At 67.4% G+C, this 20,497-nt stretch carries 17 protein-coding genes; 5 read left to right on the top strand and 12 right to left on the bottom strand.

The features are described from left to right. Positions 1-22: 22 nt before the first annotated feature. Together recO and leuA are read right to left on the bottom strand one after the other, a co-directional pair. Positions 23-778, bottom strand: a complete 756-nt coding sequence (gene recO, locus ABIB51_RS05590; protein ID WP_354186295.1) for a DNA repair protein RecO — start codon at positions 776-778, stop codon at positions 23-25. Positions 779-909: 131 nt separating this feature from the next. Beyond that, on the bottom strand, positions 910-2,649 hold the full coding sequence (gene leuA, locus ABIB51_RS05585; protein ID WP_354186293.1) for a 2-isopropylmalate synthase: 1,740 nt from the start codon (positions 2,647-2,649) through the stop codon (positions 910-912). A gap of 251 nt (positions 2,650-2,900) precedes the next feature. Here leuA and ABIB51_RS05580 point away from each other — a divergent pair, with 251 nt between their 5' ends. After that, positions 2,901-4,853: a M13 family metallopeptidase gene (locus tag ABIB51_RS05580; RefSeq protein ID WP_354186291.1), complete on the top strand. Its 1,953-nt coding sequence runs from the start codon at positions 2,901-2,903 to the stop codon at positions 4,851-4,853. A gap of 86 nt (positions 4,854-4,939) precedes the next feature. Here the strand turns inward: ABIB51_RS05580 and ABIB51_RS05575 are convergent, their stop codons facing one another. From ABIB51_RS05575 to ABIB51_RS05555, 5 genes are all read right to left on the bottom strand, one after another. After that, positions 4,940-6,505, bottom strand: coding sequence for an LCP family protein (locus tag ABIB51_RS05575; RefSeq protein WP_354186289.1), 1,566 nt, complete (start codon positions 6,503-6,505; stop codon positions 4,940-4,942). A gap of 121 nt (positions 6,506-6,626) precedes the next feature. After that, positions 6,627-7,586 carry a GTPase Era gene (gene era, locus ABIB51_RS05570; RefSeq protein ID WP_354186287.1) on the bottom strand — a complete coding sequence of 320 codons (960 nt, stop codon included), beginning with the start codon at positions 7,584-7,586 and terminating at the stop codon, positions 6,627-6,629. After that, complete coding sequence (locus ABIB51_RS05565) at positions 7,570-8,901, bottom strand: hemolysin family protein (RefSeq protein WP_354186285.1); 1,332 nt, start codon at positions 8,899-8,901, stop codon at positions 7,570-7,572. The genes era and ABIB51_RS05565 overlap by 17 nt, the downstream gene beginning before the upstream one ends. After that, positions 8,898-9,371, bottom strand: a complete 474-nt coding sequence (ybeY, locus tag ABIB51_RS05560) for an rRNA maturation RNase YbeY (RefSeq protein ID WP_354186283.1) — start codon at positions 9,369-9,371, stop codon at positions 8,898-8,900. The genes ABIB51_RS05565 and ybeY overlap by 4 nt, the downstream gene beginning before the upstream one ends. Next, complete coding sequence (locus tag ABIB51_RS05555; RefSeq protein ID WP_354186281.1) at positions 9,368-10,456, bottom strand: PhoH family protein; 1,089 nt, start codon at positions 10,454-10,456, stop codon at positions 9,368-9,370. The genes ybeY and ABIB51_RS05555 overlap by 4 nt, the downstream gene beginning before the upstream one ends. Positions 10,457-10,908: 452 nt before the next feature. Here ABIB51_RS05555 and ABIB51_RS05550 point away from each other — a divergent pair, with 452 nt between their 5' ends. Further along, positions 10,909-11,820, top strand: a complete 912-nt coding sequence (locus ABIB51_RS05550) for a GerMN domain-containing protein (RefSeq protein WP_354186685.1) — start codon at positions 10,909-10,911, stop codon at positions 11,818-11,820. Between the two features lie 9 nt (positions 11,821-11,829). Here ABIB51_RS05550 and ABIB51_RS05545 read toward each other — a convergent pair whose 3' ends face one another. From ABIB51_RS05545 to hrcA, 3 genes are all read right to left on the bottom strand, one after another. Continuing rightward, positions 11,830-12,627, bottom strand: a complete 798-nt coding sequence (locus ABIB51_RS05545) for a 16S rRNA (uracil(1498)-N(3))-methyltransferase (protein ID WP_354186279.1) — start codon at positions 12,625-12,627, stop codon at positions 11,830-11,832. Positions 12,628-12,629: 2 nt separating this feature from the next. Next, positions 12,630-13,757, bottom strand: a complete 1,128-nt coding sequence (gene dnaJ, locus ABIB51_RS05540) for a molecular chaperone DnaJ (RefSeq protein ID WP_354186277.1) — start codon at positions 13,755-13,757, stop codon at positions 12,630-12,632. A 98-nt stretch (positions 13,758-13,855) separates the two neighbouring features. Beyond that, the gene (hrcA, locus tag ABIB51_RS05535; RefSeq protein WP_354186275.1) at positions 13,856-14,869 is read right to left on the bottom strand and encodes a heat-inducible transcriptional repressor HrcA; all 1,014 of its coding nucleotides are present in this window, start codon (positions 14,867-14,869) and stop codon (positions 13,856-13,858) included. A gap of 227 nt (positions 14,870-15,096) precedes the next feature. Between hrcA and ABIB51_RS05530 the strand changes: the two genes are divergently transcribed. After that, positions 15,097-15,948, top strand: a complete 852-nt coding sequence (locus ABIB51_RS05530) for a DUF3097 domain-containing protein (protein ID WP_354186273.1) — start codon at positions 15,097-15,099, stop codon at positions 15,946-15,948. Positions 15,949-16,066: 118 nt separating this feature from the next. Next, positions 16,067-16,486 (top strand): DUF4870 domain-containing protein, encoded by a 420-nt coding sequence (locus tag ABIB51_RS05525; protein WP_354186271.1) that lies wholly within the window; start codon positions 16,067-16,069, stop codon positions 16,484-16,486. A gap of 21 nt (positions 16,487-16,507) precedes the next feature. On the opposite strand, the gene hemW is transcribed toward ABIB51_RS05525, so the two are convergent. Next, positions 16,508-17,746 carry a radical SAM family heme chaperone HemW gene (gene hemW / locus ABIB51_RS05520; RefSeq protein WP_354186269.1) on the bottom strand — a complete coding sequence of 413 codons (1,239 nt, stop codon included), beginning with the start codon at positions 17,744-17,746 and terminating at the stop codon, positions 16,508-16,510. Positions 17,747-17,788: 42 nt separating this feature from the next. Further along, complete coding sequence (gene lepA / locus ABIB51_RS05515; RefSeq protein WP_354186267.1) at positions 17,789-19,642, bottom strand: translation elongation factor 4; 1,854 nt, start codon at positions 19,640-19,642, stop codon at positions 17,789-17,791. A gap of 183 nt (positions 19,643-19,825) precedes the next feature. On the opposite strand from lepA, the gene ABIB51_RS05510 reads away from it, so the two are divergent. Next, positions 19,826-20,401 carry a type II toxin-antitoxin system PemK/MazF family toxin gene (locus tag ABIB51_RS05510; RefSeq protein ID WP_354186265.1) on the top strand — a complete coding sequence of 192 codons (576 nt, stop codon included), beginning with the start codon at positions 19,826-19,828 and terminating at the stop codon, positions 20,399-20,401. The last annotated feature ends 96 nt before the right edge of the window (positions 20,402-20,497 follow it).

The following is a 20,497-nucleotide window of genomic DNA, read 5'->3' as shown; positions in this document are numbered from 1 at the left end:
AGGTTTCTTCCCAAAGCCACAGTTAAGTTCGCTCCACATGTTTGAGGGATTTCAGGACACGTTCCAGATGCCATTGCAGATAGCCCGCCACCAGGCCGGCGGACTCACGGCGGTGCACGGACAAGGAGGCGTCCGCCGTCGTCCAGTCCCCGGTGAGCAGGGCGCCGAGGAGCACGACGGTTTCCGCCGCGGGTGCCGGTGAACCCGGCGGACGGCACTCGGCGCAGACCATGCCGCCGAGCGGGGCCGAGAACGCGGTGTGCGGCCCGGGAGCCCCGCACCGCGCGCAGTCGGTGAAACTTGGCGCCCAGCCGCCGGTGGACAGGGCCCGGAGCAGGTAGGAATCGAGGATCAGCTCCGGAGTATGGTCGCCTCGGCTCAGCGATGCGAGGGCGCCCACCAGCAGGTTGTACTGGGCTGTTCCGGACTCGCCGTCGACGTCGGTGAGCTTCTCCGCGGTTTCCGTCATCGCGGCGGCCACGGTGTAGCGCCCGTAGTCGGCGGCGATGTTGCTGCCGTAGGCGCCCTTCGCCACAGCCTGCGTCACGACGTCCAGGGTGCGGCCCGAGATCAGCTGCAGGTCCGCGACCATAAAGGGCTCAAGCCGGGCACCGAAGCGGCTGCTGGTGCGCCGCACGCCCTTGGCCACCGCCCGCACCTGGCCATGGTGCTTGGTCAGCAGGGTGATGATGCGGTCCGCTTCGCCCAGCTTGTGTGTGCGCAGCACAACGGCGTCGTCGCGGTAGGCGCGGGCTGCAAAGGAGGATGGGTGGGCCACGGTTAATCTTCGCACTCCATTCCGGTAACTGCCGACTTCGGCAGTGGCTGCTTCGGCACTGACTGCCTTGGCGGGGGCGGCCCGCGGACAGCACTGCGCCGCCGGTGTTCCGGCGGCGCAGTGTGGCGAGCTTAGGCGCGGGCGTCCCGGATAGCCCGGTTCACGGCCGAGATGACCGCCTTGAGCGAGGCCGTGCTGGTGTTCGCGTCGATCCCGACACCCCACAGCACCCGTTCCCCCACGGCGCATTCGACATAGGCCGCGGCCAGGGCGCTGCCGCCCTCGGACAGGGCGTGCTCGCTGTAGTCCAGCACACGGACGTCGACGCCGTCCTCGCGCAGGATGCTCAGCAGGGCGGCGATGGGGCCGTTGCCGGAGCCGGTGCGGCGGACCTGCGTGCCGTCGACCTTGAGCGCGGCCGTCAGGGTCATCGCCCCGTCCTCGTCCGTTTCGGTGCTGATGGCCCCGAGCGCGTAGCGCCCCCACTGGGTGTCGGCAGCCGTGGAAGGCAGGTATTCGTCCTGGAAGACCTGCCACAGCTGGGCGCCGCTGACCTCGCCGCCGACCGTGTCCGTCTGCTTCTGGATGACGCCGGAGAATTCGATCTGTGCCCGGCGGGGCAGGTCCAGGTTGTGCTCGTTCTTGAGCAGGTAGGCGACGCCGCCCTTGCCGGACTGGGAGTTGACCCGGATGACGGCCTCGTAGCTGCGGCCAAGGTCCTTCGGGTCGACCGGCAGGTACGGGACCTGCCAGGTGTAGTCCGCGACTTCGACGCCGGCGGCCGCGGCTTCCTTCTCCAGCGCTTCCAGGCCCTTCTTGATGGCGTCCTGGTGCGAGCCGGAGAAGGCGGTGAAGACGAGGTCGCCACCGTAGGGTGAGCGCTCGGCCACCGGCAGCTGGTTGCAGTACTCCACGGTGCGGCGGATGTCGTCAATGTCGGAGAAGTCGATCATCGGATCGACGCCCTGGACGAACATGTTCAGGCCCAAAGTCACCAGGTCCACGTTGCCGGTCCGCTCGCCGTTGCCGAAGAGGCAGCCTTCGATCCGGTCCGCACCGGCCAGGTACCCGAGCTCGGCGGCCGCGACACCCGTGCCGCGGTCGTTATGCGGGTGCAGGGACAGGATGATGCCTTCGCGCGGGTGCAGGTTCCGGCTCATCCACTCGATGGAATCGGCGTACACGTTGGGCGTGGCCATTTCGACGGTGGCCGGCAGGTTGATGATGACCTGGCTGTCGGCGGACGCCTCGAACACGTCGGCAATGGCGTTGCAGACCCGGACGGCGTATTCGAGTTCGGTCCCGGTGAAAGACTCCGGCGAGTACTCGTAGGTGATGTGCGTGTCCACGAGGGTTTCCTCGTACTTCTTGCACAGCCGGGCGCCCTGCAGGGCGATGTCCAGGATGCCGTCCTCGTCCTGGTTGAAGACGACCCGGCGCTGGAGGACCGACGTCGAGTTGTACAGGTGCACGATCGCCTGCTTGGCGCCGACGAGGGACTCGTAGGTCCGTTCGATCAGGTGCTCGCGGGCCTGGGTCAGCACCTGGATGGTGACGTCATCGGGGATGTGGTTTCCCTCGATCAGCTGCCGGACAAAGTCGAAGTCGGTCTGCGAGGCGGACGGGAACCCGACCTCGATCTCTTTGTAGCCCATCCGGACCAGCAGGTCGAACATCTTCATCTTGCGGGCCGGGCTCATGGGGTCAATCAACGCCTGGTTACCGTCACGCAGGTCAACCGCGCACCAGCGCGGGGCCTTCGTGATGACCTTGTCAGGCCAGGTGCGGTCCGGCAGATCGACCGTGATCATGTCCTGGAACGGGACGTAGCGGTGGACGGGCATTCCTGAGGGCTTCTGTGCGTTCTGCATTACTATCGGGGCCTTTTCTGTGAATCCTGGTGAAAGGGAGGCCGGGCAACACAAACTCCGCAGCGAGGGTAGGCCTTGCGCTAGATCGCGTCTGAAGCCTCGCCGCGGCAGCTAAGAAGGAGCAGTTCTGCGCGCACCATTTCACAGTAACACGCGTGCGTAAGATGAAGGAGCCTTACCTCCGCAACGTCCATCATGCAGACCCGTCACGGCGCCAGCTCCGGCACGGGCTGCCTCTCAAAGGAGCATCCGTGCCACTTTCGGGGATCGCCTTGCCCAATATCGACTCCACCGTACGGCCGCAGGACGACCTGTACCTGCACGTCAACGGGACCTGGCTGAAGAACACGCCGATTCCGGATGACCGGCCTCTGGAGGGGACGTTCACCGCCCTGCGTGACGACTCCGAGCTCGCCGTGAAGGAAATCATCGAGGACGCCGCGTCCCGCGGCGGCGAGGCCACCGGGATCGAGCGGAAAATCGGCGGGCTGTACAACAGCTTCATGGACGAGGCCGCAGTGGAGGCCAAGGGCCTGGACCCGATCCGGGGCCGGCTGGCCGAGGTGTTCGCCACGGAGTCCGTTGCCGGGCTGGTGGCACTGGCCGGGCGGCTGTTCCGCGCCGACGTGTCCGGGCTCTTCTACATCTACCCTGCCCCCGACGCCGGAAACCCGGACCGGATCCTGCTCTACACCGGCCAGGGCGGGCTGGGCCTGCCGGATGAGTCCTACTACCGCGAAGAGAAGTTCGCACCGATGGTCGAGGCCTACCGCGGGCATGTGCAGACCATGTTCGGCCTGGCCGGCCTCGCCCGCCCCGAGGCCGCCGCGGCCCGGGTGGTGGAGCTGGAAACCGCCCTCGCCTCGCACCACTGGGACAACGTCACGTTGCGGAACCCGCAGAAAACCTACAACCTGAAGTCCGCCGACGAGGCAGCGCAGCTTTTCCCGCTGCTTGCGGACTGGTTCGACGCCGCCGGCATCGAACCGGACAAGCGCGCCGAACTCGTGGTGAGCACCCCGGACTTCTTTGCCGGGGCGGCGTCGCTCCTGGACACGGTGCCGTTGGCCAGCTGGCAGGAGTGGCTCGCGATGCGGGTCATCAGCGCCGCCGCCCCGTACCTGTCCGCGGTGTTCGTGGACGCCAGCTTCGCCTTCTACGGCACCACCCTGAGCGGAACCCCGCGCAACAAGGACCGCTGGAAACGCGGCGTCGCCGTCGTCGAGGCTGCCCTCGGCGAGGCGGTCGGCCAGATCTACGTCGCCCGGCATTTCCCGGAACCGCATAAGGCCCGCATGCAGAGCCTCGTCGAGAACCTGATCGAGTCGTACCGGCAGTCCATCACCGGGCTGGACTGGATGGGGGCGGAGACCAAGCAGGAGGCGCTCAGGAAACTCGATTCCTTCCGGGCCAAGATCGGCTACCCGGAGAAGTGGATCGACTATTCGGCGGTGGAGATCGATCCGTCCGACCTGCTGGGCAACGTGGAGCGCGCGCACAACGCCGACGTCGACCGCCACCTCGACGAGGTGGGCAAGCCCGTGGACCGTGCAAAGTGGCTGATGACGCCGCAGACCATCAACGCCTACTACCACCCGCTGCTCAACGAGATTGTGTTCCCGGCCGCCATTCTGCAGCCGCCGTTCTTCACCGCCGACGCCGACGACGCCGTCAACTACGGCGGCATCGGCGCGGTGATCGGCCACGAGATCGGCCACGGTTTCGATGACCAGGGCTCCCAGTACGACGGCAGCGGACTGCTCCGGAACTGGTGGACCGAGGATGACCGCGCCGCATTCGAGGCGCAGACGTCGAAGCTCGTGGACCAGTTCGAGGCGCTCTCGCCGAGCGCGGCTCCGGGGCACAACGTCAACGGCAGGCTCACCCTCGGCGAGAACATCGGCGACCTCGGCGGCCTGACCATCGCCTACAAGGCGTACCTGATCAGCCTCGACGGCCAGGAGCCGCCGGTCCTCGACGGGCTGACCGGCCCGCAGCGGTTCTTTGCCTCGTGGGCGGCGGGCTGGCGGCAGGTCATGCGGTCCGAAGAAGCGGTCCGCCGCCTCGCCACGGACCCGCACTCCCCCAACGAGTTCCGCACCAACCAGATCGCCAGGAACCTCGACCCGTTCCACGAGGCCTTCGGCGTCGGGGAGCAGGACGGCATGTGGATGCCGACGGCGGAGCGGGTCCGCATCTGGTGATCGGCGGCTGGCATCACTCCCCGCAATGTCCAAGGGGCCGGCCACGGGGATCACCCGGGACCGGCCCCTTGGCCGCCTGACTCAGGTCAGCGTGTGATCAGCACCGGATTTGCCTGCTGGCACACCGTGTCCCCGGCCGTCTGGTTGACGATGTCGGAGGGCAGCTGCGCTGAGGCGCCGCCGCTGGGCGCGCCGGCCGCAAGATCGCTGCCAAGGTAGACCTGGACCCCGGTAACACCGGCGGCGGGCAGGACCTGGGTGGCGGGGATGCCGAGCAGCGCAGCAACATCCGCGGCCACGTCGGCGTACTCCGCGCCGTAGTACACGGCCGAAGTGGCGACGGGCCTGGCCGCCAGCTGCGCCAGCTGGGTGAAGCCGCCGCCGGTCAGTGCCTGCGTGATTTCCTCGGCGCGGGCCGGGACCCCCGAGCCGTTGGCCACGGTGACAGGCTGGGCAGCCTTGTCATAGGCCGGGGTGGTCTCGGTGGCGGTCGGTGCGGCGCTCGGGCTCGCGCTGGCGGAGGCGCTGGCCGATCCGGTCGGATCCGTGAGGTCCACGTCGTTGCGCATCGCGGTAAAGAGCTGGGATGCGGCCGGTTCCGCCATCTGGAGCCGGTTCGGATCGATCTCGGCCGGGACGGTCGGGACGGCAACAAACGCGACCTTCCCGACGTCGATGTTCTTCAGCCGGTTGCCCACGGTCACGAGGGTCGGGATCGAGGCCAGGCCGTTGTCGACCGTGAGGTTCTTGGTGATGACGTCGGCGATCTGCAACAACTTCGCCGGGTTGCCCAGCGTGCCGTCGTCCTTCAGCTTGCGCGTCATGGACGACAGGAAGCCCTGCTGGGCCTTGATCCGGCCAAGGTCGCCGCCGTCGGCGAAGGCGTGGCGGGTCCGCAGGAACGCCAGTGCCTGCTCACCCTGCACCGAGGAGGTGCCTTTGGGGAGCCTGAGCCTGGAGTCGGGGTCGTAGACCGCGTCGCTGATGCAGACCTCCACGCCGCCCACGGCATTGGAGAGTTCCTTGACCGCGTTGAAGTCGGCCATCATGAAGTGGTCGATCTCCAGTCCGGTGACCTTATTGATCGTGTCGACGGCACAGCCGATTCCGGCTTCGGACATCGCCGCGTTGATCATGACGTTCTTCTGCGCGGGATACTCGGTCTTGGTCTTTTCGTCCGTGCACTTCGGGATGTCGACCAGCAGGTCACGGGGGAAGCTGACCACATTCACCCGCTTGTTGTCGGCGGAGATGTCCATCAGCATCATCACGTCGGAGTGTCCGTAGCCCGTGGCGTCATCCGAGGTGCCGTACTGCGCGTTCTTACCGTCGCGTGTGTCCGAACCGAGAATCAGGATCTGCATCCTGTCATTGGATTCGTTTACGGCCTCGGTCTTGTTGCTGCCGGCCCCGAGCGAGGCCTTCGAGATGTTTCCCTGCAGCCGGACCACCCAGTAGGCCCCGAAGGCCAGGACACAGACCAGCAGCACCGAGACGACGGCGGTGCCGATTTTCAGCCAGGCAGGCAGCTTCCGGGGGGCACCCAGATGCCTGGCCGGACCGACGCCGGGGTCGTCCGAGTGCCGGGCAACACCGGATGACCGGACCGGCGGTGTGCTGCCGTGTGCACGGTCTGGGCGGGGTCGAGCCACTTGTTGAGCCTTCCTTCAAAACGGGATTCCGCCTATTTTAGTGTTCGAATCTGGGAAATCCCCGATGGCCGGTGCCGTGGGAGTGGCGGAAGCGTCCAGGAGCCCCTCCTTGGAGTCCGGCTCAGAAGCCGAGTTTCACGAGCTGCTTGGGGTCCCGCTGCCAGTCTTTTGCGACCTTGACGTGCAGGTCGAGGTAGATGCGGGTGCCCAGCAACGCCTCGATCGCCTTGCGCGAGGTGGTTCCCACGTCGCGCAGCCGGGCTCCGCCCTTGCCGATGATGATGGCCTTTTGGGAGGGCCGTTCGACGTACACGTTGACGCGGACATCCAGGAACGGGCTGTCCTCGGGCCGGCCCTCGCGGGGCACGATTTCGTCGACGACGACCGCCAGGGAATGCGGCAGTTCGTCGCGGACGCCTTCGAGCGCGGCTTCGCGGATGAGCTCGGCAATCATCACGGCTTCCGGTTCGTCCGTCAGGTGCCCGTCCGGATACAGCGGCGGTGACGCCGGCAGGTGGCTGATCAGCACGTCGGCCACGGTTTCGACCTGGAAGCCGTCGGTGGCGGAGACCGGGACGATGTCCTTCCAGCCCTCCTCGCCCAGGACGGAACGGCCCAGCGCCGCCACGGCCAGGAGCTGCTCGGTGAGGCCCTGGCGGTCCACGGTGTCGGCCTTGGTCACGATCGCGATGATCGGTTTGTTGCCCACGGCGGCAAGCTGCGCGGCGATGTACTTGTCGCCGGGGCCGATTTTCTCGTTGGCCGGGAGGCAGAAGCCAATCGCGTCGACCTCGGCCAGGGTGTCCGCGACGAGCTCGTTGAGGCGCTTGCCCAGCAGGGTGCGCGGACGGTGCAGGCCCGGGGTGTCCACGAGGATCAGCTGGGCGTCTTCCCGGTGGACGATGCCGCGGATGGTGTGGCGCGTCGTCTGCGGCTTGGCCGACGTGATGGCGACCTTCTTGCCGACGAGGGCGTTTGTGAGCGTGGATTTGCCGGCGTTGGGCCGGCCGACCAGCACCGAGAAACCGGCGCGATAGCCGCCGTAAGCCGCTTCGCCGTCGGACTTATTCTGCTTGGTCACGTGGTACTCCCTGTTGGTTTGGTGCGGCCTTGTCGAGAAGCTCGTCAAGGTCAGTTTCTTCCTTTGGAATGGCCGCCGCAATAATGTGGCTGACCCGGTTCCGGCGGCCCTCAAGCCGGTCCGCGCGGAGGGACAGGCCATGGACCTCGACGGTGCTGCCGACGATCGGCACCCGCCCGAGCGCCTTGGCGAGCAGCCCGCCCACGGTGTCCACCTCGTCGTCGTCGAGCTCGAGGTCGAACAGTTCGCCGAGGTCATCGATGCTCATGCGTGCGCTGACCCGGTACCTGCCGTCACCGAGCTCCACGGCCTCCGCGCTCTCGGTGTCGTACTCGTCCACGATCTCGCCCACGATTTCCTCGATGAGGTCCTCGAGCGTGACCAGTCCGGCGGTTCCGCCGTACTCGTCGATGACAATCGCGACGTGCGTCGATTCCTTCTGGAGTTCGCGCAGCAGCTCGCTGACCGGCTTGGAGTCGGGAACGTAGCGGACCTCGCGGGCCAGTTCGTCCACGACCGGTGGTTCCTCGCCCGGGCCGAGGTTATGCAGGACCGCGGCCACGTCCTTGAGGTACACGATGCCGAGGATCTGGTCCGTGTTCTCGCCGATCACCGGAATGCGCGAATACCCCGAGCGCAGGAACAGCGACATCGCCCGGTGCAGGCTTGAGCCCGAGTCGATGCAGAGGATATCGGTCCGCGGCACCATGACGGAGCGGACCAGGGTGTCACCGAAGTCGAACACCGACTGGATGAGTTCGGCCTCATTGTCCTCGATGACGTCGGACTCGGTGGCGCGGTCCACGAGTTCGCGGAATTCCTCTTCGCTGAAGAAGGCCTCGTTGTCCCCGGGCGCCCCGGGGGCCACCGCGCTGCCGAGTGTGACGAGCCAGCCCGGGATGGGCCCGAGGACCCCGCAGAGCCAGCGGATGAGCGGGGCCGTGAAGCGGACCAGCGCGGCTGAGTGGACCCGTCCGAGCTGCCGTGGGGACACCCCGACGATCACGAAGCCGATGAGCGCCATGATGAGGGTTGCCGCCAGCCCGGCGAGCCAGACGTTGTCCAGCATGCTGTGCAGCAGCACCGTCACGGCGACGGCGGAGGCCATTTCGAACCAGATGCGCCAGAACCGCAGGGCCCGCATGTGGGCCACGGGCTGCGCCATGATGCGCTTCAGCGCGGTGCCGCGGCTCTCCAGGATGGCCGCCTCGGCGTCGTGCCGCGGGAGGTAACTGAAGGCGGACTCGGCCGCAGTGAGCAGGGCGGCGAAACTGAGGAACACCAGCGCCATGCCGGCAAGGATCAGTGGGGTCACTGAATCGTCTCTGACGGGGCCTCTTTGCCGGTGAAAGCGGAGAGCAGTTCGCGCTGGAGGCCGAACATTTCTTCTTTCTCCTCCGATTCGGCGTGGTCGAATCCGAGCAGGTGCAGGATGCCGTGTGTGGTGAGCAGCAGCATTTCGTCCTGGGTGGAGTGCCCGGCGTTCTTCGCCTGGACTTCCGCCACCTGCGGGCAGATCGCGATGTCGCCGAGCATGCCCTGCGGCGTCGGCTTGTCCGGAGTGCCCGGCGTGAGCTCATCCATCGGCACGGACAGCACATCCGTGGAGCCGGGTTCGTCCATCAGCTCGATATGCAGCTTTTCCATGGCCGGCTCATCGACGAGCAGGATGGACAGCTCCGCCTGGGGGTGGATGAAGAGGCGTTCGAAGATGAACCTCGAGAGCGCCACCAGCCCGGCTTCGTCGACGGCCACGCCGGACTCGTTGTTGACTTCGATGCTCATGCGTTCTCTCCCCGCTTGTCCCGGGCGACGGACTGCTTGACCCGGTTCCTCTGGATGTCGTCCCAGATGCTGTACGCGTTGACGATGTCGCCGACGAGGCGGTGCCGGACGACGTCGGACGCGTCCAGGACCGTGAAGTTGACGTCTTCAATGCCCTGCAGGATCTCTTCCACGATCCGCAGGCCCGAGCGGGTGCCGAACGGCAGGTCAACCTGGGTGACGTCACCGGTGACCACCATCTTGGACCCGAAGCCAAGGCGGGTGAGGAACATCTTCATCTGTTCGGGCGTGGTGTTCTGCGCCTCGTCCAGGATGATGAAGGCGTCGTTGAGGGTGCGGCCGCGCATGTAGGCCAGCGGGGCGACTTCGATGGTGCCGGCGGCCATCAGCCGCGGGATGGACTCGGGGTCCATCATGTCGTGGAGGGCATCGTAGAGCGGGCGCAGATAGGGGTCGATCTTGTCGCTGAGCGTCCCGGGCAGGAAACCGAGCCGCTCCCCCGCCTCGACGGCCGGACGCGTCAGGATGATGCGGGAGACTTCCTTCTGCTGCAGCGCCTGGACGGCCTTGGCCATGGCAAGGAACGTCTTGCCCGTGCCTGCCGGGCCGATCCCGAAGATCACCGTGTTGGCGTCGATGGCGTCCACATAGTTCTTCTGGTTCAGCGTCTTCGGCCGGATGGTTTTTCCGCGGCTCGAGAGGATGTTGTGCGTGAGCACGTCCACCGGGTTCTGCAGCGACTGGCTCCGGAGCATCGAGACGAGCTGCTGCAGCACGGCAGGGGTGATGACGGTGCCCCGGGCGACGAGGCCGCGCACCTCATTGAGCAGGCGCATGATCCGGGGCACATCTGCGGCAGGGCCGCTGATTGAGAGTTCGTTGCCGCGGACATGGAAGTCCACGGACGGGAACTGGATCTCGATGAAACGCAACGCTTCGTCATGACTGCCGAGGGACTGGACCATCTGGTCGGAGTTGTCGAACAGGACCACCTCCGTCCTTAACCCTGGGAGGGAGTGTGGAAATTCACCTGCGGAGCGCTCTCCGGCGCTGATCCGGGCTTTGCCGTTCGTTGCTTCAGTCATGGTGTTAGCCCGCGGGCCTCTGGTCCCCTCCAGTTCGGAATTGGTCTGTCCCCCTGATCCGGCCCGACGGCGGTGCGTGCCTTCTGGTTCCGGTGTCAGCGGGTCCTTTCATCTTACGCCAGCACACGGGGCTGCACGCCGCGGGACGGCCGCGGTGGCGGGCCCCGGCCGGACAGCGGTCCGGCCCCGTTTGGCGACTTTAGGTATCAACTTTGTATCGGCCTCATATCGTTCCCGTTGCAGTTCCGCCGCCCCCGCCGAAACCCCGGTCCTGCGGCGGGACCGTATGCCATGCTGGGAACCGGCCGCCGTCTTCACGTCCCTGGAGCGGTGCTTCCGGCGGCAAGGAACACCAGGGCACGGGCCTCGTGGAGGTCACTGACGCCTTGGAGCAGGAAAGGAAAGCAGCCATCAGGCAGCGTGTATTCAGCCAGAGACCAGCAGCCGGGCGCGTGCGTCCGGGCCTGCTGCTGCTGGTGCTGCCCGCTGCGATCGTCCTCTCCGGCTGCGTGGCCACGCCCCAGCCCGTCATTACCAACTCGAACTCCCCCTCCCTGCTCCTGACCTCACCGGCCACCCCCGGCGCCCCGACCACGAGCGCGCCACTGGAAACGACCCAGGCCTCCAACAAGGCGCCGGTGTACTGGATCGGCCGCAGCGACGACAACATGTTCCTTTACCGCGAGTTCCGTGACGTTTCGGACCAGGACAACCCGGTCACCCGCGCCCTCCGGGTGATGATGTCCGAGAAGCCGCTGGATCCGGACTTCTTCACCCCCTGGCAGAACCCGAAGAAGCTGGCAACGTCCATTTCCGGGAAAAACGTCATCACGGTGGACCTCTCGGACGACGCCTTCAACAGCAACGTCGACGCCGCCATGGCCGAGCGCGCCATCCAGCAGCTCGTGTATACCGCGACGGCGGCCGGTGCCAGCGCGGGCCTGATCGATGCCGGGCAGCAGATCCAGGTAGTGGTGCTCGTCGACGGCCACACCGACTATGTCGCCTTCAACCATGTCCGTCTAGGTTCCCCGACGTCCCGCAGCGCCGGGATGGTCGCCCCGGTCTGGATCATCGATCCCCAGGAGGGCACCTCGGTGCAGGACGGCACGGTCAAGATCAACGGCCGGAGCACGGCCCCGGGCGGGATGCTCCGCTGGGAGATCCTGAGGATCGACGGCGGCGCCAAGACTGTCTACCTGAACGGGAACACCACCGCATCCGCCGACGCCGGCACGTCCGGGCTGTTCAGCCTCCCGGTGAACCTGGGCCCGGGAAGCTACGAGGTCAGGGTGTCCCAGGTCCAGGATGAGAATCCGTCCCATGACCTGAACGTCGACACCCGCGGCTTCACCGTCAAATAGGGCGCGTAGCTACCAGCGGCCGAGGATATCGCTGGCCAGCACGGTCGCGGCTGGACCCGCGGTTGAGGACCGCAGCACGTGGTGGCCGAGCAGGGCGGTGACGGCGCCGGCGTCGCACAGTCCTGTCACTTCACGGGGGCTGATGCCGCCTTCCGGGCCGACGATCAGCAACACTTCCCGGTCAGGGCCTGTCCGGTCTCCGTCCGTCCGTCCGTCCTGCATGTCCAGCGCCGCCTGCCAGGACTCCAGCACCTGCCGCAGGGGACGCACGGCGTCCTCGTGCAGGATGATGGCGAGCCCGGCCGCGGCGACAGCGGCCTGGAGCCCGGTGCCGTCGACGGCGGAGCGGACCTCCGGGATCCAGGCCCGCCGGGCCTGCTTGGCGGCTGCGGTCACGACGGACTGCCATTTGGCGTGGGCCTTCGCCGCCCGCTCGGCTTTCCAGCGCACGATCGATCGTTCCGCCTGCCAGGGGATCACCGCGTCGATCCCCAGCTCCGTGGCGGTCTCGGCCGCCAGTTCGTCCCGGTCGCCCTTGGCCAGGGCCTGCACCAGGACCAGCCGGAGGTCCGGCCGCGGTTCCGCGGCCAGTTCCACGCACTCCACTGTCAGTTCACCGGGCGCGACGGCGGCCACGGTCCCCGTGAGCCGCTTGCCGGCGCCGTCGGCGATGTCCACCGCCTCGCCCACGCCGAGGCGTTTCACCGTGACCGCGTGACGGGCCTCGGCGCCGTCGAGGACGAAGACGGAACCGGGGACCTGCTGGTCCAGGGTCCCCGGGGCAGTGAAGAAGACCGGGTTGCTCACCGCTACAGGTTACCGAACCGGTCCCGGAGCTTGGCGAAGACCCCGCCGCTCGCGGCGAGCTTGCCCTCCGTGAACTGCTCCCCGCGCAGCTTCGCGAGCTGGCGGAGCAGGTCCTCCTGGGCGGCGTCGAGCTTGCCCGGGGTCTCGACCTGCAGGTGGACTTTGAGGTCCCCGCGGCCGTAGCCGCGCAGATGGGTGACGCCGAGTCCGCGCAGTGTGATGATCTCGCCGGACTGGGTGCCGGCCTTGACGTCGATCTCCTGCTGCCCGTCAAAGGTATCGAGCGTGAGTTCGGTGCCGAGCGCAGCCGCGGTCATCGGGATGTTCAGGCTGGCGTGCAGGTCGTCGCCGTCGCGCACGTAGGTGGCGTCGTTGTTGACCCGGATCTCCACGTAGAGGTCACCGGCCGGCCCGCTGGCGGGTCCTGCCTCGCCCTGGCCGGAGAGCTGGATGCGGGTGCCGGTGGCAACGCCGGCGGGGACCTTGACGGTCAGCGTCCGGCGGCTGCGGATTCGGCCCTGCCCGGCGCACTCATTGCAGGGGTCCTTGATGACCGTGCCGAAGCCTTCGCAGCTGCCGCACGGGGCCGTGGTCATGACCTGGCCGAGGATGGAGCGGACGGCGCGCTGGACCTGGCCGCTGCCGCCGCAAATGTCGCAGCGTTCCGGGTGGCTGCCGTCGCGGCAGCAGGACCCGTCACATGTGGGGCACGTGACTGCCGTGTCCACCTCGAGCTTTTTGTTCACACCGAACACGGCGTCGCGGAGCTCGATCCGGACGCTGATCAGGGCGTCCTGGCCGCGTCGGATCCGCGACGCCGGACCGGCCTGGCCGCCGGCGCCGAAGAACGTGTCGAAGATGTCCTGGAACGCGAAGCCCTGGCCGGAGTAGCTGCCGCCGCCGAAGCCGTTGTCGGTGCCGTTCTCGTTGCCGGTGGTGTCGTAGACCCGGCGTTTCTGCGGGTCGGAGAGTACCTCGTAGGCGTGCGTGACGGCCTTGAAACGGTCTGACGCGTCCTCACCGGGGTTCACATCCGGGTGCAGGGTCCGCGCCAGTTTGCGGTAAGCCTTCTTGATCTCTTCCCCGGTTGCTTCGCGGGAGACTCCAAGAACGTCGTAGTGGCTGCTCAAAATTTGTATCTCTTCCTTTTTGTACTGCCGGTGGGGCACTGCCTGTTAGGGGCAAGAAGTCTGGTCCGCAGCGGCAGGTCCGCCGGCTGCGCGGGCGGTCAGGGTCCGAGGATCCTGGAAAGGTAGCGGGCCACCGCACGGACGGCGGCCATGGTGGTCGGATAGTCCATCCGGGTGGGGCCCAGGACGCCGACCTTGGCGGTGGCGTCCGGGCCGTAGCCGGTCGCGACTACCGATGCTTCGGCGAGGCCGTCGTACGGGTTCTCACGGCCGATGCTGACCGTCACGCCGCGCGGGTCCGCCGCCATGTCTCCGAGCAGGCGGAGCATGACCACCTGTTCCTCGAGAGCCTCCAGCACGGGGCCGATGCTCAGCGGGAAGTCCACGTTGGAGCGGGCAAGGTTGGCTGTTCCTGCCATCACCATGCGTTCCTCGCGGCTGCTGGTGGCCAGGGCTTCGAGTCCCCGGGCCAGCGCCTGCGCTGCGTTGTGCCGCGCCGGCGGGCAGCTGGCGACGACGGTCTGCAGCGTCTGCGGCAGCAGGTTCAACGAAGTCCCGGAGAGCCGGGCCAGGAACCGCGTGCGCAGTTCCGAGACGGCCTCGTCCGGGAGCTCCTGCAGGACATCGATCACCCGCTGCTCCACCTTGCCGGTGTCGGCGATCAGGACCACCAGCACCTTCCGGGGCGCCAGCAGGACAAATTCAAGATGCCGCACCTTGGCCCGGCTGAGGTGCGGGTACTGCACGACGGCGACCTGGTTGGTCAGTTGCGAGAGGAGCCGCACCGTCCGGTCCAGGACGTCGTCAAGGTCGTCGGATCCCTCCAGCAGGGCCTGGATGGCCCGGCGTTCCGCCGGGGACAGCGGTTTGACCGCGGAGATCTGGTCCACGAAGAGCCGGTAGCCCTTGTCCGTGGGTATCCGTCCGGCGCTCGTGTGCGGCGCCGTGATGAGGCCTTCGTCTTCCAGGGCCGCCATGTCATTGCGGATGGTGGCGCTGGACACGCCGAGGTGGTGCCGTTCCACGAGGGCTTTGGAGCCGACGGGTTCACGGGAATGGACGTAGTCCTCCACGATGGCGCGCAGCACTTCGAGCTTGCGTGGTTCGCTCACGCTCCACCTCCAATCGACTGTCCCGCATTCGGTGCCGCCCGGTCCGGGCGCGCCCGGCACGGGGTCCGCACAGGGCAGGGTTAGCACTCGACATGCCTAAGTGCTAACCAGTCTAATATGAGTCGCCGCGTTGTTAGCATTGGATTCGCTCCGGGCGTTCTTCCCGGGGCTGGTGTTTTCGGGCACAGCCCGCCGTAATATTCCGAACGCAAGGCAGTGTGTAACAGATGTCGTACCAGAACTGGGGCCCCCAGGACCTGTCCGCCCCCGCCAAGGCCGAGCTGCCCGAAGTCCCCGTGGAACGCGGGATGGTGCTCGAGGACGTGCAGTCGGGCTGGGTGGGCGCCGTCACCCGGGTGGAGAAGTCCGGCGGGATGTACGTCGTGGCCCTGGAGGACCGCCGGGGCAAGTCGCGGTCTTTCCGGCTCGGCTTCGGGTTCCTGCTGGAGGGCTCGCCGATCCGGCTGATGCCGCCGGCGCCGCGGCCCGCCCATACACCGGCGGGCGGCGGGCGCACGGCGTCCGGCTCGCTCCGCGTTGAGGGCCAGCGCGCGCAGGTCGCCAAGGCCAGCAGGATCTGGGTGGAAGGCAAGCACGACGCCGAGCTGGTGGAAAAGGTCTGGGGCGACGACCTCCGGGTCGAGGGCATCGTCGTCGAGCCGCTGCACGGCATCGATGACCTTACGGCGGCCGTCGCTGCGTTCCGGCCCGGTCCGGGCCGCCGGCTCGGGGTGCTGGTGGACCACCTGGTCCCCGATTCCAAGGAGTCCCGGATCGCCGACGCCGTGATGGCCTCCCCCGGCGCGGCCGGCAACGTCCTGATCGTCGGCCACCCGTACGTGGACGTCTGGCAGGCGATCCGTCCCGCAGTCCTGGGCATCGAGAAATGGCCCGTGATTCCGCGGGGCGTGGACTGGAAGACCGGCATCCTGACCGCTTTCGGCTGGCCGCACAGCACCAAGGAGGATATCGGCCTGGGCTGGCAGAAACTCCTCGGCGCCGTCCGCACCTACGCCGATCTGGAGGCGTCCCTGCTGGGCCGGGTCGAAGAAGTCATCGATTTCCTGACTGTTCCCTGAGGGCCCTATCCGCGTTTCCGGGTCGAAGCAAGTATTCTTGGATCGGCGGCTGCGCATCCTGTGCGGCCCTGGCACTTGCAGGCAACAACGCATCACAGCAATCCGAAGGACGAAAACCGTGGCAGATGACGCACGCGACCACACGGGCAACCAGGCCGGCCATGGCCAACCCCCGTACCATGGCGTTCCCGCCAATGCGCTGCCGCTGACGGCCAGCGAGGACCGGCGGTGGGCCACGCTGGCGCACTTTGGCGGTATCCTCGGCTGCGTACCCTCGCTGCTGATCTACCTGATCTTCAAGGACCGCGGCCCGTTCACGGCGCAGGAGTCCAAGGAAGCCCTCAGCTTCACGCTGCCCCCGACGATCGCCGCCGTGCTCGCGAACCTGCTGGTCTTCGTACCCGTCGTGGGCAACCTCTTCGCCGTCCTCGCCACCGTGATCTGGATTGCGGTCACGTGCTTCTCCGTCGCCGCGGGCATCCACGTCAACCGTGGCCAGCCGCACCGCTACGAGTTCAACCTCCGCTGGATCAAGTAGGGGGCGGGGCCGCCTTGCCCGCTAGTCGGGCAGGACGCGGCGGACCACGGCGTCGGCGAGCAGCCTGCCTTTAAGCGTGAGCACCAGCCGGCCCCTGAAGGCCGCGGCCGGATCCACCAGGCCGTCGGCGATCAGCCCGGCCACGGCGTGCCGCCCGGTGTCCCCCAGGCCGCCCAGGCTGGCGATCTCCAGCCCGGTGTTCAGCCGGGCCTCGAGCATGACGCGCTCCACGTTGCGGGTCTCCGGGTCCAGGGTCTCCCGCCCGGCGCCGGGTGACAGCCCGGAACCCAGCCGGTTCGCGTAGGCGGTGGGGTGCTTGACGTTCCACCAGCGCACGCCGCCCACATGGGAGTGCGCCCCCGGGCCGATCCCCCACCAGTCGTCACCGCGCCAGTAGGCGAGGTTGTGCCGGCAGGCCTGCTCCGGGGTGCGGGCCCAGTTGCTGACCTCGTACCAGCCGAGGCCGGCGGCGGAAATGAGTTCGTCGGCGAGTTCGTACTTGGCGGCGTGGTCGTCGTCGTCGATTCCGGGCACTTCGCCGCGCCGGATCTGGGCGGCGAGCTTGGTGCCGTCCTCGACGATGAGCGCGTAGGCGCTGATGTGGTCCGGGCCGTAGGACAAGGCGGTCTCCAGCGAGTACCGCCAGTCATCGAGCGACTCCCCCGGCGTCCCGTAGATCAGGTCGAGACTGACGGCGAGCCCGGCCTCCCGGGCCCACTGGACCACCTGCGGGACGCGGCTGGGTGTGTGGGTCCGGTCCAGGACCTTCAGCACGTGCGGGACCGCCGACTGCATCCCGAAGGAGACCCTGGTGAACCCGGCGTCGGCCAGCAGCTGCAAGGATTCGGGTGTAACGGAGTCCGGATTCGCTTCCGTGGTCACCTCGGCGCCGGGCGCCAGGCCCCACGCCCCGATGGCGGCAGCCAGAATGCGGGCCAGGTCCTCTGCCGGGAGCAGGGTGGGTGTGCCGCCGCCGAAGAAGACTGTGCTGAGCGGACGGTCCGGCAGCCCTGTTTCGTTCAGGACGCGGGCGGCGAACTCCACTTCCGCGACGGCGGTGCCGGCGTAAGCGTCCTGGGAGGCCCCGCCGCCGAGCTCCGTGGCGGTGTAGGTGTTGAAGTCGCAGTAGCCGCAGCGCACGGCGCAGAACGGGATGTGTACGTACAGGCCGAAGTCCCGGGCCGCGGCGCCCTCGAGCGCCTGGCCGGGCAGCAGCCCGTCCGGCGGTGCCGGGTCGCCCAGCGGAAGAACGCTAGGCACGGGCCGTGCCCGCCATCAGGGGGACAGTCATCACAAGCACCGCTACTTCTTGGCCTTGTCCTTGGACTCGTCCGTCGTGAGGGCGGCGATGAAGGCTTCCTGCGGGACCTCGACGCGGCCCACCATCTTCATGCGCTTCTTGCCTTCCTTCTGCTTTTCCAGCAGTTTGCGCTTTCGGGTGATGTCACCGCCGTAACACTTGGCGAGCACGTCCTTGCGGATGGCGCGGATGCTTTCACGGGCGATGATCCTGGAGCCGATGGCTGCCTGGATGGGCACCTCGAACTGCTGCCGCGGAATGAGTTCGCGCAGCTTGCCCGTCATCATCACGCCATAGGCGTAGGCCTTGTCACGGTGTGTGATGGCCGAGAAGGCGTCAACCTGCTCGCCCTGGAGCATGATGTCCACCTTGACGAGGTCGGCCACCTGCTCGCCGTCGGCCTTCCAGTCCAGCGACCCGTAGCCGCGGGTCTTGGACTTGAGGATGTCGAAGAAGTCGAAGACGATTTCGGCCAGCGGCAGGCGGTACCTGATCTCCACCCGGTCCTCGGAGAGGTAGTCCATGCCGCCCATCACGCCGCGCCGGCTCTGGCACAGTTCCATGATGGCGCCGACAAACTCGTTCGGCGCCAGGATGGTGGCGGAAACCATCGGCTCGCGGACTTCGGAGATCTTGCCGGTGGGGTATTCGCTGGGGTTCGTGACGTGGACGATATTCTTGTCCTCCAGCGTCACCTCGTATTCCACGTTGGGTGCGGTGGAAATCAGGTCCAGGTTGTATTCGCGTTCGAGCCGCTCGCGGGTGATTTCCAGGTGCAGCAAGCCCAGGAATCCCACCCTGAAGCCGAATCCCAGCGCTGCGGAGGTTTCGGGCTCGTACACCAGCGCGGCGTCGTTGAGCATCAGCTTCTCCAGCGCGTCGCGGAGCACGGGGTAGTCCGTGCCGTCCAGCGGATACAGGCCGGAGAACACCATCGGCTTGGCGTCTGCGTAGCCGGGAAGGGACTCGGTGGCGGGCTTGGCCAGATTTGTGACGGTGTCGCCCACCTTGGACAGGCGGACGTCCTTCACGCCGGTGATGAGGTAGCCCACTTCGCCGACGCCGAGGCCCTTGGAGGGGGTGGGCTCCGGGGAGCTGACACCGATCTCGAGGAGTTCGTGGGTGGCGCGGGTCGACATCATCTGGATGCGTTCGCGGGGATGCAGCATGCCGTCAACCACGCGGACGTAGGTGACCACACCGCGGTAGGTGTCGTAGACCGAGTCGAAGATCATGGCGCGGGCCGGGGCGTTCGGGTCGCCGATTGGCGCCGGCAGGTCGCGGACGATCTTGTCGAGCAGGACCTCGACGCCCATGCCGGTCTTGCCGGAGACGCGGAGGACGTCATCGGGGTCGCCGCCGATCAGGCTGGCGAGTTCCGCCGCGTACTTCTCGGGCTGTGCGGCCGGGAGGTCGATCTTGTTCAGGACCGGGATGATCGTGAGGTTGTTTTCCATCGCCAGGTAGAGGTTGGCGAGGGTCTGGGCCTCGATGCCCTGGGCCGCGTCCACGAGCAGCACAGCGCCTTCGCAGGCCGCGAGCGAGCGGGAGACCTCGTAGGTGAAGTCCACGTGGCCGGGGGTGTCGATCATGTTCAGTGCGTAACTGGTGCCGTCGAGTTCCCAGGGCATACGGACGGCCTGGGACTTGATGGTGATGCCGCGTTCGCGCTCAATGTCCATGCGGTCCAGGTACTGGGCCTTCATGTCACGGGACTGGACGACGCCGGTGTACTGGAGCATCCGGTCGGCCAGTGTGGACTTGCCGTGGTCAATGTGCGCAATGATGCAGAAGTTCCGGATGATGGCCGGATCTGTTGCCGCGGGCACCGGGGCGGTGCGGGCCATGGGAGACACGCAGGGTCCTTACTGTTGGCAATACTGTTGGCTTTTCCACAGATCGGCGCGGGGGCTGGTTTCCCAGCCTGCGACGCGCCGCAACTCTGAACCTATAGTCTCCCACGTCCGGGCGCCGGGGAGTGCATTGCGGCCAGCTGCACCCATGCCCGCCCGGCGGGGGCTGCCGGTAAAGTTTGGCCCATGGCTTTTAACCTTCGCTCAATCGGCAATGCGGTCCGTTCCACCCTGCGGCTCCTGGACAGGTTTTCCGGTCCGGCGCCGCGCAGCTCCGGCCCTGTCCGGGGAAAGGCCGCCACGCCCCGGAGCGGCGCAGCGAAGGCCCACGGAAAGGCTGCCGGCACCGGCGGAACGTCCGGAACCTACCCGGGGGATTTCCGGGCGACCGCGAAAGTCCGCTACGCGCCATCGCCCAACGGCCTCCCAGAACCGGGCGAGGTGGTCTGGACCTGGGTGCCCTATGAGGAGGACTACTCACAGGGCAAGGACCGGCCCGTCCTGCTGGTGGGCAGCAACGGGCGGTATCTGCTGGGGCTCATGCTGACCAGCAAGGACCACGACGGCGGCACGCGGCACGCGGATGACTACGTCGACATCGGCACCGGACCCTGGGACCGGCAATCGCGTCCCAGCGAGGCGAAACTGGACCGGATCCTGCAGATCAACCCGGCGGACGTCCGGCGTGAAGGGGCCATCCTCGACGCCAGGCGGTTCAACACAATCGCCGCGGCACTGCGGACACGGCACGGCTGGTCCTAGGCAGGGCTCCCGTCCCCCGGATCTGCGCTGCAGGATCGTCACGGCGGCGGCGTCTCTGCTATTATTGACAGCTGTGTGTCCGTGCAGGTCGACGGC

This window comes from Arthrobacter sp. UYCu712 (genome assembly GCF_040547005.1).
Classification (GTDB): domain Bacteria; phylum Actinomycetota; class Actinomycetes; order Actinomycetales; family Micrococcaceae; genus Arthrobacter.
The sequence above is the reverse complement of the archived record's forward strand: the minus strand, read 5'-3'. Positions and strand labels throughout refer to the sequence as shown.

Excerpts from the sequence above, each read along its gene's own strand:
- ABIB51_RS05510 (WP_354186265.1), top strand. The coding sequence starts at position 19,826 with ATGGCTTTTAACCTTCGCTCAATCGGCAATGCGGTCCGTTCCACCCTG.
- leuA (WP_354186293.1), bottom strand. The coding sequence starts at position 2,649 with ATGCAGAACGCACAGAAGCCCTCAGGAATGCCCGTCCACCGCTACGTC.
- ybeY (WP_354186283.1), bottom strand. The coding sequence starts at position 9,371 with ATGAGCATCGAAGTCAACAACGAGTCCGGCGTGGCCGTCGACGAAGCC.
- ABIB51_RS05530 (WP_354186273.1), top strand. The coding sequence starts at position 15,097 with ATGTCGTACCAGAACTGGGGCCCCCAGGACCTGTCCGCCCCCGCCAAG.
- ABIB51_RS05555 (WP_354186281.1), bottom strand. The coding sequence starts at position 10,456 with ATGACTGAAGCAACGAACGGCAAAGCCCGGATCAGCGCCGGAGAGCGC.